The following is a 13316-nucleotide window of genomic DNA, read 5'->3' on the forward strand; positions in this document are numbered from 1 at the left end:
AGATTATTTACGCAAACGGATAAAATATAGACTAGCTGGGTGAATAAATAAACCCCCAGCTAGCAATGAAAGGACTTTCGGATTAAATATGTGTAACGATATCTTTAATCAAGCGAGGACCGTGGAAAATAAAGCCTGAATATATCTGTACCAGCGAGGCGCCAGCATCCATTTTTTCACGCGCGGCGACCAGAGAATCAATTCCGCCCACGCCAATAATCGGTAAACGTCCCGCTAATTCCTGTGACAAACGACGGATAATTTCCGTGCTGCTCGTCTGCAATGGACGCCCACTTAATCCTCCCGTTTGTCCGCAATGATTTAACCCCTGAATCAGTTTTCTCTCGAGCGTCGTGTTAGTGGCAATCACACCGTCGATGTTATGGCGAACCAGGCTATCAGCAATTTGGATCAATTCCTCTTCAGAAAGATCCGGGGCGATCTTCACCGCTACAGGGACATATTTTTGATGCTTCTCTTTTAATTCTGTCTGCTTATTCTTTATCGCCAGCAAAAGATCGTCCAGCGCTTCGCCATATTGCAGGCTGCGTAATCCTGGCGTATTGGGTGACGAAATGTTGATCGCGATATAGCCCGCGTGAGGATAAACCTTATCCATACAGATCAAATAATCGTCTTTGCCTTGCTCAACCGGCGTATCTTTATTCTTGCCAATATTGATCCCTAATACACCGCCAAAATGTGTTTTCTTTACATTCTCGACAAGGTAATCCACGCCTTTATTATTGAACCCCATCCGGTTGATCAACCCTTCCGCTTCCACCACGCGGAATAATCTTGGTTTATCATTACCGGCTTGTGGACGCGGCGTTACCGTACCCACTTCAATAAAACCAAATCCCATTGCGCCTAAAGCATCGATACATTCGCCATCTTTATCTAATCCCGCCGCCAAACCCAGTGGGTTTTTAAAAGAGAGCCCCATGCAGGTAACAGGTTTAGTCGGAACGGATTGACGGACGAGAAATTCAAAAGGCGTGTTGGTAATACGGCGTAATTGTTGGAAGGTCAGCTCATGTGCACGCTCTGGATCGAGCTGAAACAGGGCTTTTTTGATAACGGGATAGAACATATTGTCTCCTGAGATCCCTATCACAAAGGTATCTTGCTTACGCAGAAAGTAAGCAATAGTGGATTACGGTTTAACTCACGGTCGGTGATGGTAGTGCCATCTCTGCGGAAAGTAAAACGTTTGCGGAGGTAAGAAATTAGCATGGGGGGAAATATCACACGCGGCAGGTTACCGCGTGTGATAGAGGAATGACCGTGACGGAATTAGTCTTGCAGTGCTTTGCTGATTTTCTCGAACAGATCGCCAGACAGGTTTTCCAACGCCTTAAGTTGCTCCAGCGCCTGACGCATTTGCGTCTGACGTTTAGCATCATAGCGTTTCAGGCGGATTAGCGGTTCGATCATCCGGGCCGCAACCTGCGGATTGCGGGTATTAAGATCGGTTAGAATCTCCGTCAGGAAGCGATAACCGCTGCCGTCTTCTGCGTGGAAAGCCGATGGATTCGATGCCGCAAACGCTCCTACCAGCGAACGTAAACGGTTAGGATTGTTCAGGCTGAATGAACGGTGTTGCAACAATTCACGCACGCGGGTTAGCACATTATCTGCTGGGCTAGAGGCTTGCAGCGCGAACCATTTGTCCATGACCAACCCATCCTGATGCCAGCGGTCATCAAACTGCGTCAGCAGCTCATCACGCACCGGCAGTTGAGCGTCAACTGCCGCCGCCAACGCCGCCAGCGAGTCGGTCATGTTATCCGCCTGACGGAACTGTGTTTGCACCAGTTTATCCGCCTGAACCGCATCGCTAAATGCCAGATAATGCAGGCAGGTATTGCGCAGCGCACGCTTGCCCATATCTGCATGTTCGATACGATATTGCGGCGCGTGATTCGCGTGGTACACCGCCAACCACTCATCCGCCATCTCTTGCGCCATGGTGTGCGTCATGCTGTCACGCACGGCAGCGATTGCGGTGGGATCGATGATATCGAACAGTTCGGCAATCTCGTTTTCACTCGGCAATGTCAGAATCTGAGAAGCCAGCATTGGGTCCAGTTTGTCATCCAGCAATACGCCACGGAAAGCATCAACAACATGCATTGGCACTGAAAGCGGCTGTTTTTGCTGATAGCGGGAAACGTTCAGACGAATATAGTTAGCCAACAGGCTCTGTGCCGCATCCCAACGCGAGAACGCATTACTCGCATGGCGCATCAGGAACGTCAGTTGTTCATCGCTCCAGGCATAGTTCAATTTTACTGGCGCAGAGAACTCACGTAATAAAGAAGGAATCGGGCGGCAAGGTACTTGATCGAAAATGAACGTTTGCTCAGATTCAGTCACATTAAGTACTGACGACAGCAGTTGACCGTCTTTCTGAAGCGGAATCACCTTCCCTTGCAGATCGTACAGCTCAATATCCAACGGGATGTGCAACGGCAGCTTCTGCTGCTTGTCGGCACCAACTGGCGTCATCTGGCTCACGCTCAGCAGATATTGCTGCGTCTGCGGATCGTAATCATCACGCACGGTCAATACCGGCGTTCCCGACTGGCTGTACCAGCGGCGGAACTGCGTGAGATCGACGCCGGAAGCCTCTTCCATCGCAAGCACAAAGTCATCGCAGGTCGCCGCGCTGCCGTCGTGACGCTCAAAATACAGACGAATACCGGCCTGGAAGCCTTCTTCACCTAATAAGGTGTGCATCATGCGGATCACTTCCGATCCCTTTTCATAGACCGTCAGCGTATAGAAGTTATTCATCTCAATCACCTGATCGGGACGAATCGGATGCGACATCGGGCTGGCATCTTCTGCAAACTGCGCACCGCGCATCACACGTACATTATCGATACGATTCACCGGGCGCGATCCCAAATCGGAACTGAACTCCTGATCGCGGAACACCGTCAGCCCTTCTTTCAGGCTAAGCTGGAACCAGTCGCGGCAGGTGATACGGTTGCCCGTCCAATTGTGGAAATATTCATGGCCGATCACCGCTTCAATGTTCAGATAGTCTTTATCCGTCGCGGTTTCCGCTTTGGCCAGCACGTATTTGGAGTTAAATACGTTCAGCCCTTTATTCTCCATCGCCCCCATGTTGAAGAAATCAACGGCGACGATCATATAGATGTCGAGATCGTATTCCAGACCGAAACGGTCCTCATCCCACTTCATCGAATTCTTCAGCGAGGTCATCGCCCAATCCGCACGATCGAGGTTGCCACGGTCAACGTACAGCTCCAACGCTACATCGCGACCGGAACGCGTCGTGAAGCGATCCTCAAGAACATCAAAATCACCGGCAACCAGTGCAAACAGATAAGCCGGTTTCGGGAACGGGTCCTGCCACTCAATCCAATGGCGCCCCCCTTCCAACTCCCCTTGCGCCATACGGTTACCGTTAGAGAGTAAATAAGGATAGCGAGCTTTATCTGCGGTGATGCGCGTCGTGAATTTCGCCAGCACATCCGGGCGGTCGAGATAATAGGTAATGTGGCGGAATCCTTCGGCCTCACACTGCGTACAGAGCGCTTCGCCAGAAAGGTATAACCCTTCCAGTGCACTATTGGCGGAAGGATTGATATCCGTTTCAATACTGAGCGTAAACGTCGCTGGCAATTGCGTCAGAATCAAACCATCGGCCTGCTGCTGATAATGCGCCCATGGCTGGCCATCAACGCTCACACTAATCAGCGTCAGCCCTTCCCCATCCAGCTTCAACGGCGCGCCAGCGTCCCCCTGCAACACCACCTGGCTAACGGCTTTTACGCGAGTTTTTTCAGCATGGAGATCGAAATCCAATGCGATGTCGGTAATGGTGTAATCCGGCGCACGGTAGTCATGGCGATATTTTATTTGCGGCTGTTGATTCATCTAAAGTTTCCACCTCGTCATAAGCATCAAAGATCAAGTCTAAGCCTGTTATCTTAATGTTACCACGACAAAATAATGAGGATAATCATCGTATCGTGGTTCACCCCCGCACGTCTCGCTATGTTGTCGTAATGTAATAAACAGATAATCAAGGTATACTGACCGGACATTGCTGATTGTCCCGATGGTGGATAGGCATCTTACAAGGATGCTGTAACGCATTATGACTTTGCACACTTCCCCGATTTTGCGCTCATTGCTGGATACCGATGCCTACAAGCTGCACATGCAACAGGCGGTGTATCATCATTATTATCATGTCGATGTTGCGGCTGAATTCCGCTGCCGTGGCGATGAGTTATTAGGCATTTATGCCGACGAGATAGCCCATCAGGTTGATCTGATGCGTTTCCTGTCATTGAGTGACGATGAGTTCACCTATCTTTCTTCTCTGCCGTTCTTCCAGCAGGATTACCTTAACTGGCTGCGGGACTTCCGTTTCAATCCTCAGCAGGTTTCGATTAAGAATAACGCTGGCAAGCTGGATATCCGCATCACCGGGCCATGGCGTGAAGTTATCTTGTGGGAAGTTCCCCTGCTGGCCGTGATCAGCGAAGTCGTACATCGGTCTCGTTCGCCTGATGTCACGGCCGAGCAAGCGCTCGTCCAACTGTCAGCTTCGCTGGAGAGCTTCCGTCAACACAGCGTAGATGTGGACCTCAGGCAATTTAAGCTGATGGATTTCGGCACGCGCCGCCGCTTCTCATACGATGTTCAGCAAACTATTGTTACGGCGCTGCAAGCCGATTTTCCTTATCTCATCGGCACCAGTAATTACGATCTGGCACGCCGTTTGGGCATCACCCCCGTCGGTACGCAAGCGCACGAGTGGTTTCAAGCGCATCAACAGATTAGTCCGACGCTGGCCAACAGCCAGCGCGCGGCGCTCCAGATGTGGCTACATGAATATCCCACACATTTGGGCATTGCGTTGACCGATTGCATCACCATGGATGCTTTCCTACGCGATTTCGATTTACCGTTCGCCGAAGCCTATCAGGGGCTACGCCACGATTCTGGCGATCCAGTCGATTGGGGCGAGAAAGCGATTGCGCATTATCAACGCTTGAACATCGATCCGATGAGCAAAACGCTGGTCTTCTCCGACAACCTGAATCTGGATAAAGCGCTGGCGCTGTATCGTCATTTTTACCCACGCGTAAATCTGGTATTTGGCATGGGTACACGTCTGACGTGTGACATTCCCGGCGTGAAACCGCTGAATATCGTCATCAAGCTGGTGGAATGCAACGGCAAACCGGTGGCAAAACTCTCTGATAGCCCAGGTAAAACCATCTGCCAGGATCAGAACTTCGTGTGTGAGTTACGCAAAGCGTTTGACTTACCTCGCGTGAAAAAGGCCAGTTAAGGCTTTCCCGCATACTCTGAATCATTCGCGTTGCCCCTTCAGGATGAGGTCTACGACGGGTTGAGTATTTCAGCGCAGCAAACGCACAGGCAACGTGAAGAATGACGGGTATTGACCAACTTTGCAGCAGATTCACCGACATGGGCGAAAACTTCGCGCCATTCCGGTGATTTCTGCTTGTGTCCTGTTGCATCGCAAGTAACATAGCAAATGGCTCGGATTGGGCCATTTAGCGTTTTAACCACGATCTATTTCTTAAACACGATTAATTAAAGAGAGAATTTTATGAGCGTAGTGCCTGTAGTCGATGTACTGCAAGGCCGTGTCGCCGTTGACAGCGAAGTCACCGTGCGCGGCTGGGTACGTACCCGGAGAGATTCTAAAGCCGGTATCTCCTTTATCGCCGTTTATGACGGCTCCTGCTTTAATCCATTACAGGCTGTCGTTAATAATAATCTCTCGAATTATCAGGATGACGTACTGCGCCTGACCACGGGTTGCTCCGTTGAAATCACCGGTAACGTCGTTGCTTCTCCAGGTGAAGGCCAAAGCTTCGAGCTACAAGCGACCAACGTTAACGTTGTCGGCTGGGTTGACGATCCCGATACCTATCCGATGGCGGCAAAGCGTCACAGCATCGAATACCTGCGTGAAGTGGCGCACCTGCGTCCACGTACCAACCTGATCGGTGCCGTTGCACGCGTTCGTCATACGCTGGCTCAGGCGATCCATCGCTTCTTCCATGAAAATGGTTATTTCTGGGTGTCTACCCCGCTGATAACTGCATCCGATACCGAAGGTGCGGGTGAAATGTTCCGCGTTTCCACACTCGATCTGGAAAATCTGCCACGTACCGAGCAAGGTAAAGTGGATTTCAGCGAAGACTTCTTTGGCAAAGAAGCGTTCCTAACCGTATCAGGCCAGTTGAACGGCGAAACCTACGCCTGTGCACTGTCCAACGTCTATACCTTTGGCCCCACGTTCCGCGCAGAAAACTCTAACACCAGCCGCCATCTGGCTGAGTTTTGGATGATCGAACCGGAAGTCGCGTTCGCCACATTGGATGACGTCGCGGGTCTGGCCGAAAACCTGCTGAAATATGTTTTCCAGGCCGTACTGAACGAGCGTGCCGATGATATGGCGTTCTTTGCCGAGCGCGTAGATAAAGAAGCCATCACGCGACTGGAAAAATTCGTCAGCTCCGATTTCGCCCAGGTCGATTACACCGATGCGGTTGATATCCTGTTGAATTGCGGGCAGCAGTTCGAGAATCCTGTTTACTGGGGCGTTGACCTCTCCTCCGAACATGAACGTTATCTGGCTGAGCAGCACTTCAAAGCACCCGTTGTGGTTAAAAATTACCCGAAAGACATCAAAGCCTTCTACATGCGTATGAATGACGATGGTAAAACCGTTGCCGCGATGGATGTTCTGGCACCCGGCATCGGTGAAATCATCGGAGGTTCTCAGCGTGAAGAGCGTCTGGCACAGCTAGATAGCCGTCTGGAAGAGATGGGGCTGAATAAAGAAGATTACTGGTGGTACCGTGATTTACGCCGTTACGGCACCATTCCCCATTCTGGTTTCGGTTTAGGTTTTGAACGACTAATTGCCTATGTTACCGGTGTACAAAATGTGCGCGACGTAATCCCTTTCCCACGCACACCACGGAATGCCAGTTTCTAAATAAAAATTTAATATAAGTAAAACAAATATGTAGAAAAGAAGAGTCGGGTTTCCCGGCTCTTTTTTTTTAATTTTTGTTATGTCACAAAAAGTTCCCTGAATTTTACATTTTGACACACAATTTTTCTATTTGTTACCTGATTGCGAAGTTTGTAGCATCTTTAGGGTGGATTAACGCGCGAGTGAATGGAAAACTGCGTTCAGACACAGGAAGACACCAAACTTTCAGGAATAGTTCCCAAAGAATTATTTATGGCAGTGGCAGGTGTCTAAATAACACCAATGAGGGTAATAATGATGAAACGCAACATTCTTGCAGTAGTAATCCCAGCTCTGTTAGTCGCAGGCGCTGCCAACGCAGCAGAAATCTATAATAAAGATGCGAACAAGCTGGATCTGACTGGTCGTGTACACGCTGGTTATACTTTCAATAACCAAGAAAAAGATAACGAAGATAGCACCTATGCACGTCTGGGCTTTAAAGGCCAGACTCAGATCACTAGCGATCTGACTGGTTACGGTACTTTTGAATACCAGTTCGATGGTACCAGTGTTGAAGAAGAAGGCACTAGCGCTGGTGAAAGTAAAACTCGTAAAGCGTTTGCCGGTCTGAAGTTTGGTGACTTCGGCTCTTTCGACTATGGTCGTAACACCGGTGTGGCTTATAACGGTCTGGCTTATACTGACGTACTGCCAGAAAACGGCGGCGACAGCAGCGTTACTGATACTCTGACTGGTCGTGTCAGCAGTGCCGCAACTTACAACACCTCTAACTTCTTTGGTCTGGTTGACAACTTAGGTTTTGGTCTGCAATACGTTGCTAAAAACGAAACCGGTACACGTATCGATCGTAGCCACGGCGATGCATGGGCAACCTCTCTGTCCTATGACACTGATTTCGGCGTAGGTGTTGTTGCTTCTTACGGTTCTCAGGAGCGTACTTCTGCTCAACGCACATCCAACGCTGGCGGTGAGCGTGCTGACGTATGGGCTACTGGTCTGAAATACGATGCTAACGACATCTATTTGGCAGCGACTTACGGTGAAGGCCGTAACTTCTTCAGAACTACAGGTTCTACTTTAGCTGACGAAAGTAAAATCTTTGAAGTGGTTGCACAATACAACTTCGATTTCGGTTTGACTCCAACCCTGGCCTACGTTTCTCGTAAAGACAAAGAAAATACCAATGTAAACAGCAACGATTACGGCGTTAAATACGCAAGCATCGGTGCTACTTACGCATTCAATAAAAACTTCTCCACTTATGCTGAGTATGACATCAATCTGATTGATAAAAACAACGCATATAACCTTTACAACGGCGATACTGTAAACGTTGGTGTTGTTTACCAGTTCTAAGTTGTTGCAGCATAACGTAACGAGTTAATCGTTCGTATTGCATGAAAAGACAGAGCTTCGGCTCTGTCTTTTTTATTGCGTATTGGATAGCTCCCCTTACTGGCCGCCATAAGCAACATTGGAAAACGCGCATGGTGTTTTTTGTTTCTGCTTTGCGCCAATTATTCTCACCTAACCAGTCTTTTATTTCGTCTCTCTCCTTCTCCCTGTTATTTCCCTTTCTTTTTGACATCAACGGTTGGCAAAGCCTTTTACTGACGGTACTCTGAGAATTCTTATTTCATCTCAGTTATGGAACATTCTGGCAATGTTTGAAAATATCTCTGCCGCACCGGCCGATCCTATTCTCGGGCTGACCGATCTTTTCCGCGCCGATGACCGCGCGAATAAAATCAATCTGGGTATTGGTGTCTATAAAGATGAAACCGGCAAAACTCCGGTTCTGACCAGCGTAAAAAAAGCAGAACACTATCTGCTGGAAAATGAAACCACCAAAAATTATCTGGGCATTGACGGTCTGCCAGCATTCGGTCAGTGCACGCAGGAGCTGTTGTTTGGCAAGCAGAATGCCATCATTGCCGATAAGCGGGCTCGCACAGCACAAACGCCGGGCGGAACAGGTGCGTTGCGCGTAGCCGCTGATTTCATTGCAAATCAGACGTCAGCAAAACGTATTTGGATCAGCAACCCAACCTGGCCAAATCACAATAATGTGTTCTCTGCCGTTGGCTTAGAAATTTGCCAATATGACTACTACGATGCAGCAAACCATGCGCTAGATTTTGATGGCCTCCTGAACAGCTTGAATGCCGCACAAGCAGGTGACGTGGTGCTGTTCCACGGCTGTTGCCATAACCCAACCGGTATCGATCCTACCGCTGAGCAGTGGGCTAAACTGGCTGAACTGTCGGTAGCAAAAGGCTGGCTGCCGCTGTTTGACTTCGCCTATCAGGGCTTTGCCCGTGGGCTCGAAGAAGATGCGGAAGGTCTGCGCATCTTTGCCGCACTTCACGATGAGCTGATCGTATGCAGCTCGTATTCTAAAAACTTCGGTTTGTACAATGAGCGCGTCGGTGCCTGTACGCTGGTTGCAGCAGATGCCGCAACGGCAGACAAAGCATTCAGCCAGGTGAAAGCCGCTATTCGCGCTAACTACTCTAACCCACCGTCACACGGTGCGACCGTTGTTGCAACCATCTTGGGTAACGACGCGCTGAAGGCCATTTGGGAGCAGGAGTTGACGGCGATGCGCGAGCGCATTCAGCGTATGCGTCAGCTGTTCGTCAATACGTTGCAGGAAAAAGGCGCGCAGCAGGATTTCTCCTTCATCATCAACCAGAATGGGATGTTCTCATTCAGCGGCTTGACCAAGGAGCAGGTTCTGCGTCTGCGTGACGAATTCGGCGTTTACGCAGTGAACTCTGGTCGTGTCAACGTTGCAGGGATGACGCCAGAAAACATGGCACCGCTCTGCGAAGCGATTGTTGCCGTGCTCTGATCGTTTTACCGATCAAAAAAGCCGACACGCTGTGTCGGCTTTCTTATTTCTGCTTTTCAAGCCAATAAAACACTACCAAATTGCGGCATCTTCACGCAGGAAAGGATTGGTTTTGCGCTCATGTCCTAATGTCGACATCGGGCCGTGCCCCGGAATAAAGGTCACGTCATCGCCTAGTGGCAGTAGCTTATTCTTGATGGACGCAATCAACGCCTGATGATCGCCTTGAGGGAAATCGGTGCGCCCTACACCACCATTGAAAACAACATCCCCTACCTGTGCTAAACGTGATTCGGCATCAAAGAAAACAATATGACCGGGCGTATGACCTGGACAGTGGAAAACCGCCAGTGTCGTCTCCCCCACGCTGACCTGATCACCTTCCTGCAACCAGCGTGATGGCGTCAGCGGCGCGCACTCTTCCAGACCAAACATCCGACTCTGTGCCGGTAATCCTTCCAGCCAGAAAGCGTCTTCAATCTGTGGACCAATAATTGATACCTGATAGTGTTCTGCCAGCTCCGCGGCTGCACCGACGTGATCTAGATGACCATGCGTCAACAAAATCTGCTTAACCAAAATCCCCGCATCCGCGACGGCACGTTTGATCTTTTCAGCGTCGCCACCGGGATCGACAATCGCTGCTTCATTGGTTTTTTCGCACCATAACAATGTGCAGTTCTGGCTAAATGCCGTCACTGGGACTATTTGATATTTCATATCACTCCATGTTGAATAACTCAACGACTCGCTATATTGCGGCGAGCCGTGTCAGAAAAATGTCGTGCTGCTATAGCAGGTTACCAGGTACGAACCGGGCCAGTATCGATGTGAACGAAATCACTGCGCGGGTAGTAGCCAACCCCACCGGCACGCATTTTAGTAGCAGCTTTGCGGATATTGGCCAGTTGAACACCTTGAATATGGAAATCCATCGCTTGCCCTTTCGTGTGGTAGCTCTGCTTTGCCACACCCCGACTATGCGCGCGTAATTCGTTATTAGTATCTATTGCGCGATAACCAGAAATTAGCTGTACAGGCTTGTTGGTTCCCAGCATGACCTGTAAACGATAAAGCTGATCGAAAAGTTGCGGGTCAATCGTTTTGACTTTATTGGCGCGGTAATCGCGGAAAAAATGATTCAGGCGGGAAAGTTCTGATTTATTATACCGTTTGCCATCAAAGAATTCCGTTTTCAGCCGTTCTCCGGTATTCAGGTTATCCAGCGTCAAAATTCGTGGTCGGGGCGTAGATAACGTTGCAAATGCCTGACCGGGAAGCAGTGCGATGCCCAAAGCGGCACCACCCAGTGCAAGCCACTTACGGCGATGATTGTCAATGCGATCCATAGAACGGGTATCCTGGCTAAAAGAACGGTATAAAAGCGGTACAAAACGCACCGCCTTGAACCTTAACTGCCAGAGAAAAGTGAGTCAACCCGCTTTGCTTACAGCTTTGCGGGAGATCGCATCGATCCCCCGCAAAACGATACAACCCCCATACCGCTAATGCCCGTATTTTCAATACTTACTGAAGCAACAGCCCTGCTTTGGATAGCACTTTCGTCCCTGCACGGGCGGTATCATCATAATTGTAAATATCTGTTCGGAACTGCGGTTTACCATCTTCCGCGACCCACGCCGTCAGGTAATAGAGATTAACCGGAATCCGATGCTTCATTGAAACAAAAGTCGTATTTCCCTGATCCAGCGTAGAAGAAATGCGGCTATTATTCCAACCAGCATCCTGTAGTAGCATGTTAGCCAGTTCCGATGCCTTATTGACCCGCACGCAACCAGAACTCAGCGCCCGGATATCACGTTGAAACAGGTTATGATTAGGCGTATCGTGCAGATAAATCGCTTCTGAATTCGGCATATTAAACTTATAACGCCCCAGCGAATTGTTTGCCCCAGGTGCCTGACGCAGGCGATAGGGGAAGCGCTCTGCCGACACGCCCTGCCAATCGATCATGGAGGGATCAATCGCTTCTGCATCCTGGCTCCAGCCGGACAGCACCGTATAGCCATGGCGCTGCAAATAACCGGGATCGCGCACCACTTTAGGAATAATGTCCTGTCGGGTCAGCGTCGTAGGGACATTCCACGGCGGATTGACCACTACGTTATACAGCGAGCTGCTCATTAGCGGCGTCTTACGTTTCGGTTGCCCGACAATGACGCGCGATGATAAACGTTCAGCACCATCCTGATAATAAATGAGTGAGTAATTGGGGATATTCACCATAATACCGGTATGAACATTATCCGGTAACAGGCGCAGACGCTGGATATTCAACGCCAGCAGCGTTGCTCGCATTTGCGGAGAAACATTAAGCCAATCACGCGTGCGTTTACCAATCACGCCATCATCCTCCAGCCCTTGCCAGTGCTGGAAGCGCTTAACCGCCTCAACCAGTTCACCCGTGTAAAGATCGTCTGTATTGATAGCGCCATCGACGACAGAGGTTTGCGCGGTTAGCGACGTGGTAGTTGCGGCGACATTTTCATTAAAAAGCGTGATGCTCTCCGTTGACGACAACATGCCAGTACGTTGCAAAATCTCACGCAGTACAACCAATTCACGGCTCTGCTGTTCCGGGCGTAGAGATTCCGCCAGATTGAGATTTGGCCACGGACGCGTGTCAGTCAGCATCGTCTTCAGCGCCTCATGCATTTTGGCGTACTGTGAGTGCTGCGGAGCCAGCGAAACCACATAGGCCGCACTGGTGCCGGATTTCACGGCCTGTTGCCATTGAGATACGATATTCAACGCAGGCGATTGCAGACGATAAGGCACGCTGCTGTACAGCCAATCATTGCCATTACGCTCCACGCCAGAGATAAACTGCAAATAACCCAGCATCGCGTCCGATAGCACGACATCACGCGCAAACCCGGTTAATTGAGGATCGGTCAGCAAGGTCACCCACGTGGTGAACTGTGGCTGCACACCCGCTATCGCCAATTCGGCAAGCTGCTGTTGAAACTGTTGAACGGCGCGATTATCTGCCCACATCGGCTGCATCTGATGCTGAGCATAAAGTGATGATAAATCAGAGAGATAATGTACCGTCATGCCGTGTGGCAGCGCAGCCAAAAGCCCTGCCCGACTCTTTTCGACAGAAACCACGCCCATGCTTTGTGATAACCCAGACACCACCGTCGGAGACGCTGACAGCACCGAAAACGAAGGAGACAGGCTTCCTACCCAAATACAACCCACGCGCAACATCAGCCTGACCATTTTTCGTTTATGTAACAACAACATCCATTTATCCCCTGTACTCATTAATCACTATGCTTTCACGACAATCCACGTTGAACATGGAAATAACAAACCGAATTCATTCGCATACGGTCACACTGGCATAAGCTCATTTCTTCGTTTTCCATTATAGAAAACGATAAAGAATGAAATAGGATCGTTTTT

9 protein-coding genes are annotated in these 13316 nt (G+C 49.8%); 4 read left to right on the plus strand and 5 right to left on the minus strand.

Annotation, left to right across the window (positions count from 1 at the left end; all coding sequences use genetic code 11):
* Positions 1–82: 82 nt before the first annotated feature.
* Positions 83–1093: a quinone-dependent dihydroorotate dehydrogenase gene (gene pyrD, locus A6301_RS16315; protein ID WP_107168240.1), complete on the minus strand. Its 1011-nt coding sequence runs from the start codon at positions 1091–1093 to the stop codon at positions 83–85.
* Positions 1094–1296: 203 nt separating this feature from the next.
* Positions 1297–3912: an aminopeptidase N gene (gene pepN / locus A6301_RS16320; RefSeq protein WP_234258273.1), complete on the minus strand. Its 2616-nt coding sequence runs from the start codon at positions 3910–3912 to the stop codon at positions 1297–1299.
* A 223-nt stretch (positions 3913–4135) separates the two neighbouring features.
* On the opposite strand from pepN, the gene pncB reads away from it, so the two are divergent.
* The 4 genes from pncB (at position 4136) to A6301_RS16340 (ending at position 9884) form a co-directional block, all read left to right on the plus strand.
* Positions 4136–5341 (plus strand): nicotinate phosphoribosyltransferase, encoded by a 1206-nt coding sequence (gene pncB, locus A6301_RS16325; protein WP_234258274.1) that lies wholly within the window; start codon positions 4136–4138, stop codon positions 5339–5341.
* Between the two features lie 285 nt (positions 5342–5626).
* A complete protein-coding gene (asnS, locus tag A6301_RS16330) occupies positions 5627–7027 on the plus strand; it encodes an asparagine--tRNA ligase (RefSeq protein WP_107168243.1) in 1401 nt (466 codons plus the stop codon).
* A gap of 294 nt (positions 7028–7321) precedes the next feature.
* On the plus strand, positions 7322–8386 hold the full coding sequence (locus tag A6301_RS16335; RefSeq protein WP_304622723.1) for a porin: 1065 nt from the start codon (positions 7322–7324) through the stop codon (positions 8384–8386).
* Positions 8387–8693: 307 nt separating this feature from the next.
* Positions 8694–9884 (plus strand): amino acid aminotransferase, encoded by a 1191-nt coding sequence (locus A6301_RS16340; protein ID WP_137742113.1) that lies wholly within the window; start codon positions 8694–8696, stop codon positions 9882–9884.
* Between the two features lie 72 nt (positions 9885–9956).
* On the opposite strand, the gene A6301_RS16345 is transcribed toward A6301_RS16340, so the two are convergent.
* The 3 genes from A6301_RS16345 to ldtD form a co-directional block, all read right to left on the minus strand.
* On the minus strand, positions 9957–10604 hold the full coding sequence (locus A6301_RS16345; RefSeq protein ID WP_234258275.1) for an MBL fold metallo-hydrolase: 648 nt from the start codon (positions 10602–10604) through the stop codon (positions 9957–9959).
* 80 nt (positions 10605–10684) lie between these two features.
* Positions 10685–11233: a YcbK family protein gene (locus A6301_RS16350; RefSeq protein WP_107168247.1), complete on the minus strand. Its 549-nt coding sequence runs from the start codon at positions 11231–11233 to the stop codon at positions 10685–10687.
* A gap of 178 nt (positions 11234–11411) precedes the next feature.
* Positions 11412–13154: a L,D-transpeptidase gene (ldtD, locus tag A6301_RS16355; RefSeq protein WP_234258276.1), complete on the minus strand. Its 1743-nt coding sequence runs from the start codon at positions 13152–13154 to the stop codon at positions 11412–11414.
* Between the last annotated feature and the right edge of the window lie 162 nt (positions 13155–13316).

The sequence above is a fragment of the Pectobacterium sp. IFB5596 genome, from assembly GCF_021432585.1.
Taxonomy (GTDB): domain Bacteria; phylum Pseudomonadota; class Gammaproteobacteria; order Enterobacterales; family Enterobacteriaceae; genus Pectobacterium; species Pectobacterium punjabense.

Excerpts from the sequence above, each read along its gene's own strand:
- A6301_RS16335 (WP_304622723.1), top strand. The coding sequence starts at position 7,322 with ATGATGAAACGCAACATTCTTGCAGTAGTAATCCCAGCTCTGTTAGTC.
- A6301_RS16350 (WP_107168247.1), bottom strand. The coding sequence starts at position 11,233 with ATGGATCGCATTGACAATCATCGCCGTAAGTGGCTTGCACTGGGTGGT.
- pncB (WP_234258274.1), top strand. The coding sequence starts at position 4,136 with ATGACTTTGCACACTTCCCCGATTTTGCGCTCATTGCTGGATACCGAT.
- A6301_RS16345 (WP_234258275.1), bottom strand. The coding sequence starts at position 10,604 with ATGAAATATCAAATAGTCCCAGTGACGGCATTTAGCCAGAACTGCACA.
- ldtD (WP_234258276.1), bottom strand. The coding sequence starts at position 13,154 with ATGTTGTTGTTACATAAACGAAAAATGGTCAGGCTGATGTTGCGCGTG.
- A6301_RS16340 (WP_137742113.1), top strand. The coding sequence starts at position 8,694 with ATGTTTGAAAATATCTCTGCCGCACCGGCCGATCCTATTCTCGGGCTG.
- asnS (WP_107168243.1), top strand. The coding sequence starts at position 5,627 with ATGAGCGTAGTGCCTGTAGTCGATGTACTGCAAGGCCGTGTCGCCGTT.
- pepN (WP_234258273.1), bottom strand. The coding sequence starts at position 3,912 with ATGAATCAACAGCCGCAAATAAAATATCGCCATGACTACCGTGCGCCG.
- pyrD (WP_107168240.1), bottom strand. The coding sequence starts at position 1,093 with ATGTTCTATCCCGTTATCAAAAAAGCCCTGTTTCAGCTCGATCCAGAG.